The sequence below is a fragment of the Dermabacter sp. HFH0086 genome (assembly GCF_000413375.1).
GTDB lineage: Bacteria > Actinomycetota > Actinomycetes > Actinomycetales > Dermabacteraceae > Dermabacter > Dermabacter hominis.
This window is the reverse complement of sequence record NZ_KE340308.1, coordinates 2,245,513-2,264,522: the sequence shown is the minus strand read 5'-3', so window position 1 is coordinate 2,264,522 and position 19,010 is coordinate 2,245,513. Positions and strand designations below refer to the sequence as shown.

Annotated in this window: 19 protein-coding genes; 13 read left to right on the top strand and 6 right to left on the bottom strand. The window is 63.3% G+C overall.

Going from position 1 to position 19,010, the window contains the following annotated elements; all coding sequences use genetic code 11:
* The first annotated feature begins 83 nt into the window (after positions 1-83).
* The 3 genes from HMPREF1484_RS10140 (at position 84) to HMPREF1484_RS11845 (ending at position 1,104) form a co-directional block, all read left to right on the top strand.
* Positions 84-449, top strand: a complete 366-nt coding sequence (locus tag HMPREF1484_RS10140) for a hypothetical protein (protein WP_232049707.1) — start codon at positions 84-86, stop codon at positions 447-449.
* Positions 450-533: 84 nt separating this feature from the next.
* Complete coding sequence (locus tag HMPREF1484_RS10135) at positions 534-821, top strand: helix-turn-helix transcriptional regulator (RefSeq protein ID WP_016664965.1); 288 nt, start codon at positions 534-536, stop codon at positions 819-821.
* Positions 814-1,104, top strand: a complete 291-nt coding sequence (locus tag HMPREF1484_RS11845) for a hypothetical protein (protein WP_016664964.1) — start codon at positions 814-816, stop codon at positions 1,102-1,104. Before HMPREF1484_RS10135 ends, HMPREF1484_RS11845 begins: the two co-directional genes overlap by 8 nt.
* A gap of 255 nt (positions 1,105-1,359) precedes the next feature.
* Here the strand turns inward: HMPREF1484_RS11845 and HMPREF1484_RS10125 are convergent, their stop codons facing one another.
* The 3 genes from HMPREF1484_RS10125 to tdh all read right to left on the bottom strand — a co-directional run bounded on the left by HMPREF1484_RS10125 (position 1,360) and on the right by tdh (position 4,556).
* Positions 1,360-1,740: a hypothetical protein gene (locus HMPREF1484_RS10125; RefSeq protein ID WP_016664963.1), complete on the bottom strand. Its 381-nt coding sequence runs from the start codon at positions 1,738-1,740 to the stop codon at positions 1,360-1,362.
* Between the two features lie 548 nt (positions 1,741-2,288).
* Positions 2,289-3,485 (bottom strand): glycine C-acetyltransferase, encoded by a 1,197-nt coding sequence (locus HMPREF1484_RS10120; protein WP_016664962.1) that lies wholly within the window; start codon positions 3,483-3,485, stop codon positions 2,289-2,291.
* Between the two features lie 9 nt (positions 3,486-3,494).
* Entirely contained in the window at positions 3,495-4,556 is a 1,062-nt protein-coding gene (tdh, locus tag HMPREF1484_RS10115) for an L-threonine 3-dehydrogenase (RefSeq protein WP_016664961.1), read from the bottom strand.
* A 152-nt stretch (positions 4,557-4,708) separates the two neighbouring features.
* Here tdh and hrpA point away from each other — a divergent pair, with 152 nt between their 5' ends.
* From hrpA to HMPREF1484_RS10095, 4 genes are read left to right on the top strand one after another with little or no spacing between them, the layout of a single operon-like run.
* Positions 4,709-8,629, top strand: a complete 3,921-nt coding sequence (gene hrpA / locus HMPREF1484_RS10110; protein WP_016664960.1) for an ATP-dependent RNA helicase HrpA — start codon at positions 4,709-4,711, stop codon at positions 8,627-8,629.
* Positions 8,630-8,668: 39 nt separating this feature from the next.
* On the top strand, positions 8,669-9,868 hold the full coding sequence (locus HMPREF1484_RS10105; protein ID WP_016664959.1) for an NADP-dependent malic enzyme: 1,200 nt from the start codon (positions 8,669-8,671) through the stop codon (positions 9,866-9,868).
* Positions 9,869-9,877: 9 nt separating this feature from the next.
* Positions 9,878-10,285 carry a DUF3039 domain-containing protein gene (locus HMPREF1484_RS10100; protein ID WP_016664958.1) on the top strand — a complete coding sequence of 136 codons (408 nt, stop codon included), beginning with the start codon at positions 9,878-9,880 and terminating at the stop codon, positions 10,283-10,285.
* Positions 10,286-10,325: 40 nt separating this feature from the next.
* On the top strand, positions 10,326-12,191 hold the full coding sequence (locus tag HMPREF1484_RS10095) for a DEAD/DEAH box helicase (protein WP_016664957.1): 1,866 nt from the start codon (positions 10,326-10,328) through the stop codon (positions 12,189-12,191).
* 18 nt (positions 12,192-12,209) lie between these two features.
* Here HMPREF1484_RS10095 and HMPREF1484_RS10090 read toward each other — a convergent pair whose 3' ends face one another.
* The gene (locus tag HMPREF1484_RS10090; RefSeq protein ID WP_016664956.1) at positions 12,210-13,565 is read right to left on the bottom strand and encodes a nicotinate phosphoribosyltransferase; all 1,356 of its coding nucleotides are present in this window, start codon (positions 13,563-13,565) and stop codon (positions 12,210-12,212) included.
* Positions 13,566-13,652: 87 nt separating this feature from the next.
* Between HMPREF1484_RS10090 and clpS the strand changes: the two genes are divergently transcribed.
* The 6 genes from clpS (at position 13,653) to rdgB (ending at position 17,661) form a co-directional block, all read left to right on the top strand.
* Positions 13,653-13,934, top strand: coding sequence for an ATP-dependent Clp protease adapter ClpS (gene clpS / locus HMPREF1484_RS10085; RefSeq protein WP_016664955.1), 282 nt, complete (start codon positions 13,653-13,655; stop codon positions 13,932-13,934).
* Positions 13,934-14,587 (top strand): DUF2017 family protein, encoded by a 654-nt coding sequence (locus HMPREF1484_RS10080; RefSeq protein ID WP_016664954.1) that lies wholly within the window; start codon positions 13,934-13,936, stop codon positions 14,585-14,587. The genes clpS and HMPREF1484_RS10080 overlap by 1 nt, the downstream gene beginning before the upstream one ends.
* A gap of 72 nt (positions 14,588-14,659) precedes the next feature.
* Positions 14,660-15,481 (top strand): glutamate racemase, encoded by an 822-nt coding sequence (murI, locus tag HMPREF1484_RS10075; RefSeq protein WP_016664953.1) that lies wholly within the window; start codon positions 14,660-14,662, stop codon positions 15,479-15,481.
* The gene (locus tag HMPREF1484_RS10070) at positions 15,478-16,260 is read left to right on the top strand and encodes an MBL fold metallo-hydrolase (protein ID WP_016664952.1); all 783 of its coding nucleotides are present in this window, start codon (positions 15,478-15,480) and stop codon (positions 16,258-16,260) included. Before murI ends, HMPREF1484_RS10070 begins: the two co-directional genes overlap by 4 nt.
* A gap of 31 nt (positions 16,261-16,291) precedes the next feature.
* Positions 16,292-17,035: a ribonuclease PH gene (rph, locus tag HMPREF1484_RS10065; protein ID WP_016664951.1), complete on the top strand. Its 744-nt coding sequence runs from the start codon at positions 16,292-16,294 to the stop codon at positions 17,033-17,035.
* Positions 17,032-17,661, top strand: a complete 630-nt coding sequence (rdgB, locus tag HMPREF1484_RS10060; RefSeq protein ID WP_016664950.1) for an RdgB/HAM1 family non-canonical purine NTP pyrophosphatase — start codon at positions 17,032-17,034, stop codon at positions 17,659-17,661. Before rph ends, rdgB begins: the two co-directional genes overlap by 4 nt.
* Before the next feature lie 44 nt (positions 17,662-17,705).
* On the opposite strand, the gene HMPREF1484_RS10055 is transcribed toward rdgB, so the two are convergent.
* Positions 17,706-18,242, bottom strand: coding sequence for a DUF4916 domain-containing protein (locus tag HMPREF1484_RS10055; RefSeq protein WP_016664949.1), 537 nt, complete (start codon positions 18,240-18,242; stop codon positions 17,706-17,708).
* On the bottom strand, positions 18,239-18,967 hold the full coding sequence (locus HMPREF1484_RS11065) for a histidine phosphatase family protein (protein WP_016664948.1): 729 nt from the start codon (positions 18,965-18,967) through the stop codon (positions 18,239-18,241). The genes HMPREF1484_RS10055 and HMPREF1484_RS11065 overlap by 4 nt, the downstream gene beginning before the upstream one ends.
* Between the last annotated feature and the right edge of the window lie 43 nt (positions 18,968-19,010).

Below are 19,010 nucleotides of genomic sequence, written 5' to 3'. Positions count from 1 at the left end.
CAAATGTAGGAAATGCCTAAACGGGTGGTGTTGTGACGGTTGTGTGGAGCGCGCTTGCGCTAACTGTGTGTGGCTGTGGAGCCGTGGCGGGCAATGAGGTTATTCGCGCGCTTTTGCGGCGCATTGATGAAGGCGGGGCTCGTGCCGCCGCCGTGCAGGGCACCCTCATGGGGGCGCAAAAGGAATTGCCGGGAGGGCGATGGATCGGCATTCTCGAGCGAATCGCTGTCTACGTCTCGATCGTTGCGGGTTTCCCGACGGGTATCGCTGTCGCGCTTGCCGTGAAGGGGCTCGGTCGGTATCCGGAGCTGCGTGCGGAGAAGGAAGGGTGCGAGGCGGCTCGCGTGGGGGAGTTGTTCATTATTGGGACCTTTGCCTCGGTGCTGTGGGCGGCCGCGTGGGCGGGAATTGCCGTGGGGGTGTGTACGCTCCTCGCGGGTGTTGCGTGATTGCGAGAGTGGGAACGGTTCGCAATAAATAGTCATATTGCAATATGCTCATGGATGTGGTGTGATTGTCGTATGGAAGACAGCATGCAGATTGAGCACGCCGCACGAGTATTCAAGGCGCTTGGCAACACCTCGCGTCTCGAGATCGTGCTGCACCTCGCTGAACGCGGGTGCACAGTCAAGGAGCTCGTAGATCTCACGGGTCTCTCGCAACCGCTCGTCTCCCAGCACCTCGGGAAACTCCGCGAGGTGCACGTGGTGAAGGGGGAGCGTGAGGGAAGAGCGACGAGGTATTCGATCGCCGATGCCCATGTCACCCACGTCATCCACGACGCACTGGCGCACGCACAAGAAGGAGAACGCCATGACTGACCACAAAGCCGAACACACCCCCACGGAGCACGCGCACGGCGAAGGCTGCGGCCACGAAGCAGTCCAGCACGGTGATCACGTGGACTACAAGCACGACGGCCACCTGCATGCAGAGCACGGCGACCACTACGACGAGCACCAGTCGCAGGCTGAGCACACCGTCGCCGATCACCAGCACGGCGAGGATTGCGGACACGAGGCTGTCGAGCACGACGACCACGTTGACTACATCCACGACGGCCACCGCCACGCGGAGCACGGCGACCACTACGACGAACACTGAGCAAACGTCGGGACAGTACGGTCGGGGGCCTAGGCCTCAACCGGTGTTCTGATACGAGAAAGGCCCGGCACGGATTGAACTGCTCCCCATTAGTTGGACTGAGAAATCAGTTACTGACTAGTGGGGAGTAGTTTTCGTTGAGAGCACGGAGTTCGCTGAGTGAGCATCAGCGCGAGCAGTTGGTTGGACTGTTTGAGCAAGGCATGGGCTATAGAGCCGCTGCCATTGCTCTTGGTCAGACGCGCGTGGAGGTTGCTACCTCGATTTGCGGGTGGCGTACCAGGCGCCGATGATCACCAGGACCTGCGCTGGGATGCGGAGTGCGACGACGGAGGTCGGGATGCCGAGCTTCTCCGTCACTTCGGGGTTGCGGAGCTGATCGATCGCAGCGGGAAGAGTTCCGGCGAGCATGATGGTCGCGGCCCAACGAGCGATGGGATTGAGGGGCGGGATGAGGAAGCTCGCCCCGATCCCTGTGAGGGCGACGGTCGCGGCGCCCTGCACCCGGTCGCCATGTTCAGCGATCTGTTCCGGGACGAGGGCGGTGAAGAATTCGCGGTGAGTGGCTTGGATGATGCCGGCTCCGATGAACAGGGTCCCGAGGCCGGTGCGTAGAACGGTCTGCTTCTTCGACATGGTGTTCTCCTAGTTGTGCTGGTGGGCCTGGCCCCTGGAAAGTAGACACGTCGGGGGCTAACTATGCTGCTTGGGTCAGTGTAGCTGAATTAAGCGCTTCGAAATCAACGGGGGCTAGGAAGTCAACGGGGGCTAGAAGGTTGCACCAGGAGTGCCGCCTGCGCGTGTTGTAGCGCATGCACCACCGGAAGATTTCCTGGGAGCGAACCAACCCCCGGATAGCACATGAGGATGCCGTTCTGATGGATTGGACCAGAATCGGGCGTGTATAAGGTGCGAAACCTTATACACGCCCGATTTATACCGTTTGATCAGTAAGAACCCCGAAAATCAGACACACATTTTGCTACTTACCCCCCCCCTTGAAGCCCTAACCGCCTAGAGTTAAACCAGTCCAACTTTCGGGGGCCAGTTCAGATGCCGGGCCTTTCGCTATTGGGAGTGGTCGGAGGTCAAACCCCCGTGGCCCCCGTGCAATTCAGGGCAATGGGGGAGAGAGCTTGGGTCAAACCCCCACAACCCCTATGCAATTCAGGGCGATGGGAAACTCAGTTTTCGGCGTCGCGAGCCGCGACAAATGCCTGGACGGCGCGATCGATATCCTCGCTCGTGTGGGCCGCCGAGAGCTGTACGCGGATACGTGCCTTCTCCTTCGGCACGACCGGGTAGCTGAACGCCGTGACATACACGCCGTGCTCGAGCATGCGGTCCGCGATGCGGCCCGCGAGGGCGGCGTCGCCGAACATCACGGGGACGATGGCGTGTTCGCCCTCGAGCAGCTCAAACCCGGCTTCGGTCATAGCGCTGCGGAAATGCTCCGCATTCTCGAACAGCTTCGTGCGAAGCTCACCCGAATTCTTCACGAGGTCGAGAGCGGTAATGGTCGCTTCGACGATCGCCGGCGCGAGTGAGTTCGAGAAGAGGTAGGGGCGGGCGCGCTGACGCAGAACATCGATGATCTCCTGATGCGCCGACACGTACCCACCGCTTGCGCCGCCGAGGGCCTTACCGAACGTGCCCGTGTAGATATCGACGCGATCCGAAACTCCGAAGTGCTCGGGGGTGCCCGCCCCCGTCTCGCCCATGAAGCCCACGGCGTGCGAGTCGTCCACGAGCACGAGCGCGCCGAACTCATCGGCGAGGTCGCAGATCTTGTCGAGCGGAGCGAGGTAGCCGTCCATGGAGAAGACGCCGTCGGTCACGATGACGGTGCGGCGGGCGCCCTTCGCGGCCTCGAGCTGGGTGCGAAGATCGTCCATGTCGGCGTTCTTGTAGCGGTACCGCGCGGCCTTCGACAGGCGGATGCCATCGATGAGGCTCGCGTGGTTGAGCTCATCGGAAATGATGGCGTCTTCTTTCGTAAAGAGTGACTCGAAAACGCCACCGTTCGCATCGAAGCACGAGGAAAACAGGATCGTGTCATCGGTTCCGAGGAACTCGCTCAGCTTCTGTTCGAGGACCAGGTGGCGATCCTGGGTGCCGCAGATGAAGCGCACGCTCGCCATGCCGAATCCGCGCTCGTCCAGGGCGCGCTTTGCGGCGGCGATGAGCTCGGGGTGATCGGCGAGACCGAGGTAGTTGTTCGCGCAGAAGTTCAGGACGTCGCGGCCTTCTGCATCGCGCGCGGAAGCAGCCGAGACCGCATTCGACTGCGGGGTGAGAATCGGGCGCTCATTCTTGTACGTTCCGGCCTCGCGAATGGCGTTGAGTTCCGCGGTCAGCTCGTCTTTCATGCTCGTGTACATCGATACTCCTTAAATGTTTTCCCAGTCGAGAACGATCTTGCCAGCTTCGCCTGAGCGCGCGAGCGCGTAGGCATCCGCCCACTTTTCAGCGGGCAGCACGTCGGTTACGGTCGACAGCACGCGCTCGCGAAGAATCTTCGAGGTGCGCACCATAGCGTTCATGGCGTTCCACGTTTCGAACATTTCGCGTCCGTAGATGCCCTGGAGGGTGAGCATGCGCGTCACGACGGTCGTCCAGTTGATCTCGAACTGCTTCGAGGGCAGGCCAAGCATGGAGATTTTGCCGCCGTGGTTCATATTGTCGATCATGTCTTGGAGGGCGCTTGCCTGCCCGGAGATCTCAAGGCCGACATCGAAGCCCTCGCGCATGCCGAGAGACGCCTGCGTGTCGCGAATACTCGTGTTCGAGACGTCAATCTGGGCATCCGTGCCCATGTCCTTTGCCATCGCGAGGCGGTGCTCCTTGACGTCGGTGATCGCGATGTAGCGTGCACCGGCGTGGCGAGCAACGGCGGCGCACATGAGCCCGATCGGGCCAGCGCCGGTGATGAGAACATCCTCGCCAACGAGTGGGAATTTAAGCGTCGTGTGCACGGCATTGCCGAGCGGATCGAAAATCGCGCCGAGCTCGGGCGTGATGACCTTTTCGCCACCATCGTTGTGATGAACCCACACGTTTTGCTGCGGGATGACGACGTACTCGGCAAACGCGCCATCGCGCTGCACACCGATCGAGCGCGTGCGAATGCACATGTGGCGGCGTCCCGCGCGGCAGTTGCGGCAAATGTCGCACACGACGTGGCCCTCGCCCGAGATGCGATCGCCAACGCGCACGTCCACGACGTCGTCACCGATCTCGGTGACCTCTCCGTAGAACTCGTGGCCCGGCGTGAACGGGACCGAATCGCACATGTCCTGTGCGGAAGCATCCCACTCGAGGATGTGCAGGTCGGTGCCGCAGATACCGGCGCGCATGACACGCACTTTGACATCGTTGGGGCCGACCTGCGGCTCCGGGATGTCAACGATCTCGAGTCCCTTTTGTGGGGCGGACTTGCGAAGGGCTTTCATAAGAACCTCTCTGTTCGGTAGGGATGCGCCTCAATGGTAGGGGTGTCGTGCTGAACGAGACTCGGATGCGGACGCACCTGCCGCATGTGAGGGATGCTTGTGTCCACTCCCACGGACGAATGCGGCGATCCGGCGACTACGATGGAGGCGATATGACCTCCAGCAACGAGAATACTGGCGCGCGCCCCGGTACGGCGAAGCCGCGTCTTGCGATCACTTACCCCGCTGACCTTCCCGTCTCTCAGCGGCGTGAGGAAATCCAGCGAGCGATTCGCGACAACCAAATCGTGATCGTCGCTGGCGAGACAGGCTCGGGCAAAACCACGCAGCTTCCGAAAATGCTCCTCGAACTCGGCTACGGTGGCCGCGGGCGCATGATCGGTCACACGCAGCCCCGAAGGATCGCCGCCCGAAGCGTCGCGAGTCGCATCGCGGAGGAATTGGGCGAGAGGCTTGGCGAGGGAAGCGTCGGATACCAGGTGAGGTTTACGAAAAACACCGCCACATCCACGCGTCTCAAGGTCATGACCGACGGCATCCTCCTCTCGGAGATTCACGGCGACAGGCTGCTGAAGAAATACGACGCCATCATCATCGACGAGGCTCACGAGCGCAGTCTCACGATCGACATGCTGCTCGGCTACCTCAAGCGCATCGCCCGCCGTAGGCCCGAGCTGAAAATCATCATTACCTCGGCGACAATCGATCCCGAGCGCTTCGCCGAATTCTTCGGAAAGAAGGATCGCGCGGGTGACCTGCACCCCGCCCCCATCATCGAGGTGTCGGGCCGCACCTACCCCGTTGAGGTGCGCTACCGGCCGCTCGTCCTCGAGCCCGAGATCGGTGAGGTGGACGAACTCGCAGACATCCGCAGCGAGGAGCGCGACCTCACCGAGGCGATCGTCGATGCGTGCGATGAACTGATCGCCGAGGGGCCCGGCGACATCCTTGTGTTTCTCCCGGGTGAGCGTGAGATCCGCGAGGTGGGAGAGGAGCTCCAAACGCACGTGAAGAAACGAGTGGGGGCGGCGAGTCGAATAGACGTTCTGCCTCTCTTTGGCCGCCTCTCAGAGCAGGACCAGCAGAAGATCTTCAGCCCGCCGAAAGACGGCCGCCGTCGGATCGTTCTCGCGACGAATGTCGCGGAAACCTCCCTCACCGTTCCGGGCATTAAATACGTCGTCGACTCGGGCCTCGCGCGCATTTCACGTTACTCGCAGCGCACGAAAGTGCAGCGCCTCCCGATCGAGCCGATCAGTCAGGCGAGCGCGAAGCAGCGTTCGGGGCGATCCGGGCGCACGAGCCCCGGCATAGCGATTCGCCTCTATTCCGAGCAAGATTTCGACACGCGGCCCGAGTTCACCGAACCAGAAATTCTTCGTACAGCCCTTGCGAGCGTCGTCCTGCAGATGACCGCTCTTGGGCTCGGCGACATCGAGAGCTTCGAGTTCGTCGAAGCCCCCGATAAGCGCGCGGTGCGTGATGGCGTGCGCCTCCTCGAGGAACTCGGTGCGATCCGCAGCGAGAAAAATGCCCCCGGTGGACGAGCGCTCACGGCGATCGGCGAGCAGATCTCGCGTTTTCCACTCGACCCGCGTATGGCGCGTATGCTCCTCGAAGCCGATAAGCGCGGTGCACTCCGCGAAGTCCTCGTGATCGTCGCCGCACTCTCGATTCAGGATCCGCGCGAGCGTCCCCTCGAGAAGAAAACGCAGGCGGATCAGCTGCACGCGCGTTTCACTCACGATACGAGTGACTTCCTCACCTACCTCAACCTCTGGCGGCACTTGAGCGAGCGCCGCAAGGCGCTCTCCAACTCGGCATTCAAGCGCGAAGTCAAGAGCGAGTACCTGCACTACGTGCGTATCCGTGAATGGTGGGACCTCCACGCGCAGCTCAAAGACATGTGCCGCGACGTGGGGCTGCGGCCGTCGGATAACCCGGCGAGCGACGCGACCATCCACCAAAGCCTGCTGGCCGGGCTTCTGAGCCACGTGGGGCTCTACGACGAGCGCACGCGCGACTACCAGGGCGCGCGCAATTCTCGGTTCGTGATCTGGCCCGGAAGCACGATCGCGAGAAAACGCCACGATTACGTCATGGCCGCGGAACTCGTGGAAACATCACGCCTGTTCGCCCGCACGGCCGCGAAGATCGATCCCGCGTGGATTGAGGACGTCGGCCCTCACGTCATGAAGCGCAGCTACTCCGAGCCGCATTGGAGCTCGAAGAAGGCAAGCGCGATGGCGTACGAAAAAGCGACCCTGTTTGGCGTCCCGATTTTCGCGCGCCGCCCCGTCGCCTACGGCCGCATCGATCCCGAACTTTCGCGCGAGATTTTCATTCAGCATGCCCTCATCGAGGGGCAGTGGAACACCCGCCACCACTTCTTTCGCGACAATGTGCGACTCATAGAGGAACTCGAAGAGCTTGAAAACAAGGCGCGGCGCAGGGACCTCATCGCGGGCGACGCCGCCCTGTTCGAGTTTTATGACGCGCGTATCCCCGCGAAGGTGACGAGCGGGCGGCACTTCGATGCGTGGTGGAAGAAGCAGCGTCACGAGACTCCCGAGCTCTTGCATCTCACTCGTGAAATCTTGCTCGAGGGCGACGCGGAGGACCACGCCGCAGGTTTCCCCGACACATGGGTGCAGGGGGACATCACGCTCGCGCTTCGCTATGCATTCGAGCCTTCGGCTCGAGGTGCCTGCGACGGTGACCAGCCGAAATCGACGGCCCACTTCAAGGATGGTGTCACGGCCCTCGTTCCCCTCGCCGTGCTCGGCAGACTCGAGCCGAAGGGCTTTGATTGGCTCGTGCCTGGCATGCGCGAAGAGAAAATTGCCGAGCTCATTCGGACCCTCCCGAAGCCAATTCGCCGCCACCTCATCCCCGCGCCGGACAAGGCACGCGCCGTCGCCCAGATCCTGCGCGACGACGACCCGAATACGGGCGAGCGCTTCGTCGAAGCTGTTGCCGACGAACTCGTGGCACTTCCCGGTGTCCCCGACGACCTGCCGCTCTACGGCGATGAATTTGATGCGAGCAAACTTCCCGCGCACCTTCGCATGCATTTCTCGGTGCGCGATGATCGCGGGCGCGAGATCGGCTCGGGCGATGACCTTCTCGCACTCAAGAAGGCACACCGCGCACGTGTCGAATCAAGCGCGGCCCGGCAAGCCGAGTCCTTTGGCGACCGCGATCTCGACGGATTTCCTGACTTCGAGATTCCCCGCACGAAACGCAACCGGCAAGGTGGGCTCAATGTTGTCGTGTATCCCGCGCTCAAACTCCGCGAGGATAGCGGCGGTGTGAGTGTCGACCTCACCGCGATGCCGACTGCCCTCGATCAGCGCCGCGAGCACGTCCGTGCCGTGACGCACCTCGTGACCGAAGCCCTCGGGTCGAAGTCGGCGCAGGTGCTCGGCTCGCTCCCGAATCCCACGAAGCTCGCGATTTCTCAATCCAGTTACGGGAGCGCAAAGGCGCTTTTGAGCGATGCGGCGCTCGCCGCGAGCGCCGAGTTGATTTCCCGAACGGAAAACGGTGGTCTTGTGTGGACGAAGGCTGAATTCGACGCGCTCGTCGAGGCCGTGCGTGCCGAGCACGCAGGCCTTTCACGCACGCTCGTGCTCGCCGCCGTCGACGCTCTCGCTCTTCACGCGAAGCTTCAGCGGGCTATTTCCAAAGTGTCGAGCCTCTCGGTGCTGCAGCAGCTCACCCAGATCCGCGAGCACGCCGACTCACTCACCTCCGGGAGGTTCATTTCGCGCACGCCTGCGCACATCGTTCCCGAGATTCCTCGCTACCTGAAGGCAGACATCCACAGGATCGAGAAAATGCAGGACAACCCTGCGCGCGATGCCCAACTTGCGTGGCAGATCGAGGATCTTGTCGGCATGTTCGAGAAAGCGAAATCGAAACTCTCGACCGAGGCGCTCGAAAGCGATGAGGCGCGCGAGATTCCCTGGATGCTCGAAGAGCTGCGAGTCTCGTTCTTTGCGCAGCAACTTGGAACGCGGTACACGGTTTCGGAAAAGAGAGTGCGCCGCGCGATTGCGGATCTTCGCTAAGTCCCGGCGGAAAGGTCGCGGCCGTGGAAGGATGAAATCATGGCTACGCACACACCTGACAGCACCGAACCCACGCGTCTTGAGACCGGAACCGAAGCCGTCGAACGTCGCATTTTTGAGGCCCACGAAGGCGGAAAGCTCACAGTCGAGCCCACCGCTCCGATCGACAACGCTGACGACCTCGCGATCGTCTACACGCCGGGCGTGGCCCGCGTCGTCGAGGAAATCGCGGAAAAGCCCGAGAAAGCCTGCGAGTACACGATCAAGAAGAACACCGTCGCGGTCGTGACCGACGGCTCCGCCATCCTAGGGCTCGGCGATCGAGGCCCCCTCGCCGCGCTACCCGTGATGGAAGGAAAGGCGGCGCTCTTTTCACGTTTCGCGGACGTGGATGCCTTCCCGATCTGCCTCGATGCGCACGAGGTTGAGGACATCGTCGCGCACGTCAAGGCGATCGCACCCGCTTTCGCGGGAATCAACCTCGAAGACATCTCCGCGCCGCGCTGTTTCGAGATCGAAGACCGACTGCGTGCCGAGCTCGACATTCCTGTGTTCCACGACGACCAGCACGGTACCGCCGTGTGCGTTCTTGCGGCGCTCACGAACGCGCTCACGATCGTGGAAAAGCCGATTGAAGAGGTCCGCATCGCGATGTCGGGTGCGGGCGCTGCGGGCACGGCAATCCTGCGGCTTCTCCTTGCGGCGGGCGCGCGCGATGTGATCGTCACAAACTCGAAGGGCATCGTTCGAGAGGGTCGCGAGGCCGGAGATCGTCTCGAGTGGATCGCTCGCCACACGAACCCTCGCAAAGTGGAGGGTGGGCTGCGCGAGGCCGTTGAGGGAGCCGATGTGTTTATCGGTGTGAGCGTCCCGAACATTCTCGATGAGTCGATGCTGAGGAGCATGAACGAGCGCGCGATCGTCTTCGCGCTCTCGAACCCCGTGCCCGAGGTCGACCCTGAGATCGCCTGGAAGCACGCCGCCGTCGTAGCGACGGGACGCAGTGATTTTGCGAATCAGATCAACAATGTCCTTGCGTTCCCCGGTGTGTTCCGCGGGCTTATCGACGCCCACGCGTGCGAGGTCACCGACGAGGCACTTCTCGCGGCGGCCCAGGCGATCGCCTCCGTTGTCAGCAACGACGAGCTTTCAGCGCGCCACATTGTGCCGAGCGTGTTTGACGAGCGCGTCACGCCCGCGGTTGCGCGCGCCGTGGCCCGCGCGGGGGAGCCCCGCTAGGATCGAGGCATGAGTACGACACGCATTCGCTTCACGGCCTCGATCTCGGACCCGAACTCCCCGGACCACGGTGCCCCGCAGGCACCCGCTGCCCCCGGCGCTGCGCCGAGCTCGACAGCGGTGCTCGAACGTGAGGAACAGACGGAGGACGCCGATCCAGGCGATCACGATCGCTTCGCTCACTACGTGCAGAAGGAAAAGATCGCGAAGGCCGCGCTAAACAACTCGCCGGTGATCGCGCTGTGCGGCAAAGTGTGGGTTCCTGGCCGCGACCCGAAGAAGTACCCCGTGTGCCCGCAGTGCAAAGAGATCTACGACGGCATTGGTGACGGAAGCAACTCGGGCGACGGCGAGGATAAAGGCCGAGGTAAAGGCGGCTTTGGCGGCTTTCGGGGGCTTTTCGGCTCGGGTCGCTGAGATGCTCTAGCCGCTGCCGGGTTTATCGTGGATGGCGCTTATGAATGCCCACGATTCTTCCGCTTCGCCCGACCTGTTCTCGAGCTATCTGGAGTCGACGCGCACCAGCGAGCAACACGCGCCGGCTGTGCACACCCAGTCGACCCCCCGCAAGCCCTCGTCGTTTGCGGCGCAGCAGATGCCGCCCGCATTCCCCGAGCGCGCAGCGTGGGGCACGGCGCCGAAGCTCCGTGCGTGGCAGGCCGAAGCCCTGAACCTTTACCAAGAGCGCCAGCCGCGCGACTTCATGACCGTGGCGACCCCGGGCGCCGGCAAAACAACCTTTGCTTTGCAGATCGCCGCGGGCCTGCTCAAGGAAGGGGTGGTGCGCCGCGTCACCGTGGTTGCCCCGACCGAGCACCTGAAGACCCAGTGGGCGGATTCCGCGCTACGCGTGGGCATTCAGATCGACCCGAACTTCTCTAATTCCCAGGGTCGGCACGGCGATCACTATCAAGGCGTTGCCCTCACTTACGCGCAAGTGGGGGCGAACCCGAGGTTGCACCGAGCGAGAACCGAGGCGGCTCCGACCCTCGTCATCCTTGATGAGATCCACCATGCGGGCGACGCGCTCACGTGGGGCGATGGTGTCCGCGAGGCCTTTGACCCCGCGAAACGTCGCCTCGCACTCACGGGTACCCCGTTCCGCTCGGACGATGCCCACATCCCCTTTGTGCGCTACGAACCTGACGCCGAGGGGTTCATGCGCTCAAAGGCCGACTACACGTACGGCTACCGTCAGGCTTTGCAGGACCACGTGGTGCGGCCCGTGTTGTTCATGACGTATTCGGGGCGAATGCACTGGCGGACGAAGAGCGGGGACGAGGTTTCGGCGCAGCTTGGCGGCCTCGAAACGAAAGACATCATGCAGCAGGCGTGGCGCACGGCGCTCGATCCGAAGGGCGAGTGGATCCCCACTGTTCTTGCGGCCGCCGATCAACGCCTCACCGAGGTTCGTCGCGGCGTGAGCGACGCGGGCGGTCTCGTGATTGCGACGGATCAGTCCACTGCGCGCGCGTACGCGAAAATTCTCGAGCGCATCACGGGTGAGAAACCCACTCTCGTCCTCTCGGATGACGCGACCGCGGGCCGCAAGATCGAAGAGTTCAGCACCTCGCAGGATCGCTGGATGGTCGCGGTGCGTATGGTGTCCGAGGGAGTCGACGTTCCGCGCCTTTCCGTGGGCGTGTATGCAACGTCGACTTCGACCCCGATGTTCTTTGCGCAGGCGGTGGGCCGCTTCGTGCGCTCTCGCACGCGTGGTGAAACGGCGAGCGTGTTTCTTCCCTCGGTTCCCGTTCTTCTCGGCCTCGCGAACGAGATGGAGGTCGAGCGCGACCACGTCCTCGATATGCGCGAAAAAGACCAGCTTGACCCGGAGACAGGCCTCGATGAGGAGGCGCTGCGCGAGGCCAATCGCGAGGAGAAGGCGAGTAGTGAGCTTGAGGGCAGCTACGAGGCCCTCGAATCAGATGCCCACTTTGACCGCGTCCTCTTCGACGGTGGCGAGTACGGGACCCTCGCGATGGCGGGGAGCGAGGAAGAGCAGGCGTTTTTGGGAATCCCAGGCCTGCTTGAGCCAGAGCAAGTGACGACGCTCTTGCGCGAGCGTCAAAAGAGCCAGCAACGGCGTTCGTCAGCGCGCTCGAGCGCGCCCGCGGCAGCAACGCACCGCGACGTGACGGCGCTTCGCAAGGAGCTCAGCTCGCTCGTATCGGGCTGGGCGCGCCGCACCGGAACCCCGCACGGTCAGGTGCACAACGAACTGCGCCGCCGCTCGGGTGGCCCTGCGGTTCCGCAGGCGAGCGCGGAGCAGATTCAAAAGAGGATCGACATTCTTCGCGGCTGGTTCGTGGGCAAGAAGTAGCCCGACGCTTGCCGGGAACTATCGCTTCCCGGCGTTTCGCAGGTAGGCAAGCTCCTCGAGGGAGTGGACGACCGGCAGCGCGACATCGCCGTCCTGCCCCGTGCGGATATGCGGATCGGCGAGTGCAAGTTCGTCGAGAGCACGCTCGTGCACACTGCGTGCGGCTTTGATACGCTCCCATTGGCTGCGTGAGTCGAGAACGTTGCCGCGCTCGACGAGGCGTGTGAGAAGAGGCCGGGAGCCCGGGGCTTGCGATGGCTGATCGCCCTGGTTATCGGCGAGGACGAGCTCGGCGCATGCCTCACCTTCGGCGCCGCACACACGATAGGCGCGTTTGCTTCCCCCGACGGTGGCCTTTTGCGCGGACTTCTTCGCGACGGCCTCCATCTCGCCGGATAAGTTCTCGCGTTCGACGAGTTTGAAAACGAAGCCCTGCGCGGGGTGATCGCCGCCGGTCACGAGGCGAGTGCCGATCCCGTAGCTGTCGACGGGGCTGTCGCGAAGTGCAAATACGCGGTATTCGTCGAGGTCGCTTGTCGCGGTGATTGAGGTGCGCGTCGCGCCGAGCGCATCGAGCTGGGCACGCACCTCGCGGGCCGTTTCGCCGAGGGCGCCGGAGTCGATGCGCACCGCGCCGAGGTCGGGGCCCGCGATGGCTACCGCGGACTCGATCGCCGCGGAGATATCGAATGTGTCCACGAGCAGGCTCGTGTGCGCACCTAGCGAGTTTACTTGAGCCTGGAAGGCTTCCGCTTCGGTATCGAACACGAGAGTGAAGGCATGGGCGGAGGTGCCCACGACGGGAATCCCGTAGGTTCGACCGGCCTCGAGGTTCGAGGTTGACGAAAATCCCACGATGGCCGCGGCCCGCGAGGCGGCGACGGCGGCATCCTCATGCACGCGCCGCGAACCCATCTCGATGCACGGGCGCCCCGCCGCAGCCTGGATCATGCGCGAGCCCACGGACGCAATCGCCGAGTCGTGATTGAGGATGGAGAGCACGAGAGTTTCGAGAAGCACGCACTGCTCGAAGGTGCCTTCGACGCGCACGACGGGGGAGCTCGGGAAAAAGAGCTCGCCTTCCGCATACGCATCGATGCTGCCCTCAAACCGGTAGTCCGCGAGATAGGCGAGCACGTCCTCGGTGAACTGCCCCGTCGACCGCAGAAAATCGAGATCCTCAGCCTCGAAGCGAAACGATTCGAGCGCATCGAGAATACGGCCAATCCCTGCGAACACGCCGTAGCGTCGCCCCTCGGGAAGCGAGCGGGTGAACACCTCGAACACGCATTGGCGATCCGCGACACCGGCATCACGCGCGGCTTGGATCATGGTGAGTTCGTACAAATCGGTCTTTAGTGAGGTCGTTGGCACAGAGCAAGCCTAAACGAGGAAGCCGGGTAGTCTTAGTGTTCATACCCGTAGTGGAGCCCGAAGTTGAGAGGCGAGGGAGGAAACGCCGTGCGCGAAGACCGCCAGAGCGAGTCCCTGGCAAGCGTCGGAACTGAAACCGACCGAAAGTGGAACACCGTTGTGCTAAACGACGCCGTGAACGAGCAAACGTACGTGACCTACGTGTTTCGCACTCACTTCGGGTACGCCCGCTCCAAGGCCCACGCGCTCATGATGCAGGTCCATACGCAGGGGCGTGCGATCGTGTCGTGCGACGGGCGAGAGACCGCTGAATCTCACGTGGGTGCGATGCACGAATTCGGCCTCCTCGCGATCCTCGAGGAGGCGTAGTGGCGCATTCGTTCATCGCGCGGGCCGACGGTCGACTGATGTGCAGGCTCGAAGCGGAAGAGCGCGCCGTACTCGCGCAAGTAGCGGGCGAAATTACCGACCTCATTCGCGCCGATCTTGAAATCGGCGAGAGTGATGAGACCGGGCAACGCCCGAGCGAGGTGATGTCAGAGGACCCGCTCGCGAGGCTCGAGGCTGAAACTTCGCGCGCGCGGACGGAGGCCCCGCGCGACAGCGCAACTCAACGGCTTTTTCCGCCCGCGAGCGAGAACGATGAAGAGGCGGGCGAGTACCGGCGCCTCACGCAAGGCAACCTCGCCGATGCCCATATCGCGAACTTGAGCGTGCTTCGCGCGAGCCTGGAAGTTGCCGGCGACATCGGGGGCGAAGGGCCGCACGATGAGATCGTGATCGAGCGCTCCGATGCGGTCTCATGGCTCAAGGCGCTCAATGTTATTCGCCTCGTTCTCGCGGACCGCATGGGGATCGAGAACGACGGTGACTTCGAAGCGCTCCAGCTTTTGTGTTCGAACGACCTCGAACAGGTTGAGGCCGAGCCGGGAGTTGCCGGTTTGGAGTTCCTCGCGACACTGTATGAGTTCGCCTCGTGGCTCCAGGCGACGTTGATCGGGGCCCTGAACGCTCGCTCCTAGATGCCTGTGAGATCCCTTGCACGGGTGGGCCGAAGCACTCTCGGTCAGCGCGCAGATCGATAGATTGAAAGCGTGAACGATTCACCCATCGGGATTTTTGATAGCGGGATCGGCGGGCTCACTGTCGCACGCGCGATCATCGATCAGTTGCCGAATGAAGAGCTTTTCTACATCGGCGACACGGCCCACACGCCCTATGGCGACAAACCGCTCGCGAAGGTGCGGGAATACGCTCTCGGGGTCATGGACGAACTCGTCGAGCACGACGTCAAGATGCTCGTGATCGCATGCAATACGGCAACCGCGGCGGTTCTCGCCGACGCGCGCGAGCGCTACAGCGTTCCCGTTCTCGAAGTCATCAAACCGGCCGTGCGCCGCGCCGTGTCCGTGACCCACAACAAGCGGATCGGCGTGATCGGTACGCGCGCGACCGTGAAGTCGGGGGCCTACCAGGATGCCTTTTCAGCGGCGCTTGACGTCCATGTGGAGGCCGCAGCCTGCCCCCGCTTCGTCGAGTTCCTCGAGAGCGGGACCGATTCGGGCGAGGAGGTCCTCGCTGCCGCGGAGGAGTACCTCGCGCCCCTCAAAGCAGCGGGCGTGGACACGCTCGTGCTTGGCTGCACGCACTATCCGCTGCTCGCCGGCGTCATCAGCTACGTGATGGGGCCGGACGTCACGCTCGTGTCGTCCTCGGAAGAAACCGCAATCGACGTGTACCGCACACTTCAGGGTGAAAACCTCATGCGCACGGCGGCCACCGCGCCGAGCCACATCTTCGCTGAGACGGCGCCGCGCGTGGGCCGCACGAGCAACTTCGCGCGCCTCTCGCAGCGCTTCCTCGGCCCCGCGATTACCCACACGACCTCCATCCCCGCCCGTGAGGAGAATGCATGAGCATCGAATTGACAGTGGTGGGCTGCTCCGGCAGCTATGAGGGTCCGGGCGAGCCGGCCTCGTGCTACCTCGTGACCGTGCCCGGTAAACGCGGTAAGCCGTTTCGCATCCTCATCGATTGCGGCAATGGTGCCCTCTCTAACCTTCACAAGGTCATCGACCCGTCTCACATCGACATCATTCTCATCTCGCACCTGCATGCGGATCACTTCCTCGACCTCGCGGGACTCGAGGTCTACCTCGCCTATCACCCGCTCGTCAACTGTCCGACGGTCCGCGTTTTCGCGCCCGAAGGCATCGACGAACGTTTGAGCGCCGCGACCGGCAATCCCGACCCCATCCCGCCCGGCGCAATCCGCGCCCCCTACGAGTTCATTGCGCTATCGGAGGGGGACAGTATCGAAGCGGGGCGTGCGATCATCACGGCAGTGCCCGTGGAGCACCCCGTTCCCGCATTCGGCTTCCGTATCGCCGTGGGCGACACCGTACTCGCTTACACGGGCGATACCGACGTGTGTGAGGGCGCCTCGGCTCTCGCAAGTGGCGTTGACCTTCTCTTGTGCGAGGCCGGGTACGTTGAGGGGCGCGACGACCACTTCCAGGGCATCCACTTGACGGGCAAGCGTGCGGGAATTCTGGCGCGCGAAGCCGGGGTGAAGAAGCTTGTGCTGACCCACATCCCGCCGTGGACCGATCGCAAAGTCCCGCTCGAAGAGGCGAGGGCCGAGTTCGACGGTCCTCTCGAACTCGCCGAGTCACTTCGCACCTACACGCTTTAATTCCCAGCTCGCGACCAACGAGGAGAAAGCCATGACCGAGCAGATCACCCGAGTCGACGGACGCACCGTCGATCAGCTCCGCGACGTGAGGATCACGCGCGGTTGGCTTGACCACGCCGAAGGCAGCTGCCTGATCGAATTTGGACGCACGCGCGTGCTATGCGCGGCGAGCTTCACGGAGGGTGTGCCGCGCTGGAAGAAGGGCAGCGGCACGGGCTGGGTTACGGCGGAATACGCCATGCTTCCGCGCGCGACCGGGAGCCGCTCGGATCGCGAGAGCGTCAAGGGCAAGATCGGTGGGCGCACCCACGAAATCTCGCGACTCATCGGCCGCTCGCTTCGAAGCGTCGTCGATATGAAGGCGCTTGGCGAGAACACGATCCAGCTCGATTGCGATGTTCTGCAAGCCGACGGTGGAACGCGCACCGCAGCAATCACGGGCGCGTATGTCGCCCTCGTCGACGCGATCACGTGGGGCAAACGCCATGCCTCGATCCCGGTGCTCGCCGATGTCCTGCGCGACTCCGTGTCGGCGGTGAGCGTCGGCATCATCGACGGCATCCCGATGCTTGACCTCGAGTACCGCGAGGACGTCAAGGCTGAAACCGACATGAACGTCGTCATGACCGGTTCGGGCGAGTTCGTTGAGGTACAGGGAACAGCCGAGGGAGCACCCTTCAGCTACGACGAGCTGAACCAACTCCTTGGCCTTGCTTCCCAGGGCTGTGAACAGTTGATCCAGATGCAGCTCGCGGCCTTTGAGGAACGCCAGTGAGTACCGACGCGAAGATCGTTCTCGCGAGCCACAACGCCAAGAAGCTCAAGGAACTGCGCGAGGTACTCGCGGGGGCGATCGACGGCTTCGACCCGGCTCTTGTCGTCTCCAGTGCCGAATTGGGTCTCACCGACCCGGTTGAGGATGGCGTGAGCTTCGAGGAGAACGCTCTGATCAAGGCACGTTCGGCGGCGCGAGAGAGCGGCCTCATCGCGATCGCCGATGACTCGGGTCTTGCCGTTGATATTCTCGGCGGAAGCCCGGGGATCTTCAGTGCCCGCTGGTCGGGCCGCCACGGCGATGACGCCGCCAACAACGCCCTCCTTCTCGCTCAGCTCGCCGATATCGCGCCGGCCCACCGCGGGGCGCAGTTTGTGTGTGCGGCCGCGGCGGTCATTCCCCATTCCGACGGTGGCAGCGCTCGAGAGGTGGTCGAGCTCGGCACGATGAGAGGGGCCCTCCTTCGTGAGCCGCGCGGTGAGGGAGGTTTTGGCTACGATCCGCTTTTCGTCCCTGAGGGGTACGAGAAGACGTCGGCTGAACTCACTGCCGAGGAGAAAAACGCGATCAGCCACCGCGGCAAGGCGTTTCGCGCGTTGGCCGGGCGACTCGCGAACCTGATCTGATTCCCGCGGGGCGCTTGCGTGCCTGAGACGCTAGGCGTGTGCTGCTAGTTGATGCCCCCGGCTGCAAGGGCGCGGCGCACGAGAATCGCATGCGACTGCTCAAGCTCGTTCATGACGGCTGACTCAAGGATCGTCGCCGCATCGAACCACCCGAGATCCAGTGCATCTTCTTGCGGGGCGCAGTCGCCCTCGACGGGAACGATGTACGCGAGTGAAACCGCGTGCTGGCGCGGGTCCACGAACGGCGACTGGCCCGGGGTGGGGAAGTATTCCGCAACGGTAAAAGGCACCATCGACGTGGGGACCTTCGGAAGCGCCACGGTACCGAGATCCTTCTCGACGTGGCGAATGATGGCCTCGCGAAGGCTCTCGTGCACGAGGACGCGGCCAGAGACGAGGGAGCGAATGATGCGCCCGGAACCGTCGGCGCGAAGAAGCAGACCGATGTCCTTGATCGCCCCGTAGGGGTCGAGTCGAACGGGGACGACATCGATGTAGAGGATCGGGAGCTTACGACGGAGCTCACGGATCTCGTCGTCGTCAAACCAGTTGGATTCGGTTCCCACTGCGGTGCGCGTCATCGTGACTCCTCGGCGGTGTGGCTCGGTGCTTTTTCGGTTGTCGGGCGGTACTCCTCGAGTGCGGAGCGTTCGGCGAGCGGGAGGGTGGCCGGGTCAATGCCGCTTGGCGCGTCCCAGGCGGGATCGAAGCGGGGGAGCGCACCCTCCTCGTGTGCCCATTCGAATGGTTCGCGTAGCGAATAGCCCGCGATCATAGGGACTCGCCAGAGCGTGGGGGAGACCTCGAGGAGCGTGAGCGAGGTGTTAGGGAGCGAGGTGAAGTCGCGCTGTGCGACGGCACTGGCCAGGTATCGAATGAGAGTCCCGTGCGCGACCACGAGAATCCGTCCATCGGGGTGCTGCGCCGATACGTCGCGCACCGCTGCGCATACGCGCTCGAGGACGGCATCGACGCTTTCCCGGTCGGGAAAATCACGCTCTGGATAGGCCGCGTAGGCCTCGGCGCTGGGTTTGCCTTCCGCCCAGCCAAAATCGACTTCGCGGAACCCCTCGTGGACGCCGATCAACGGAAGGCTGTGGTCGGTCGCGATCACTTCGGCGGTGAGGCGGGCACGAATGAGAGGTGAGCTCATGACGCCGTCCCAGGCGAACTCCGGGGTGGAATCGAGAGCGCGATGGGCCTGCTCAACCCCGGTCGCGTTGAGGGGAACATCGCTTGCCCCCTGGAAGATGTGCGCGAGGTTCCAGTCCGTCTGGCCGTGACGGACGAGGCCAATCAGGGTCATCGCTTCCTCCTCAACGCTGGCGCGTTGTCGAGATGAGAGGGAG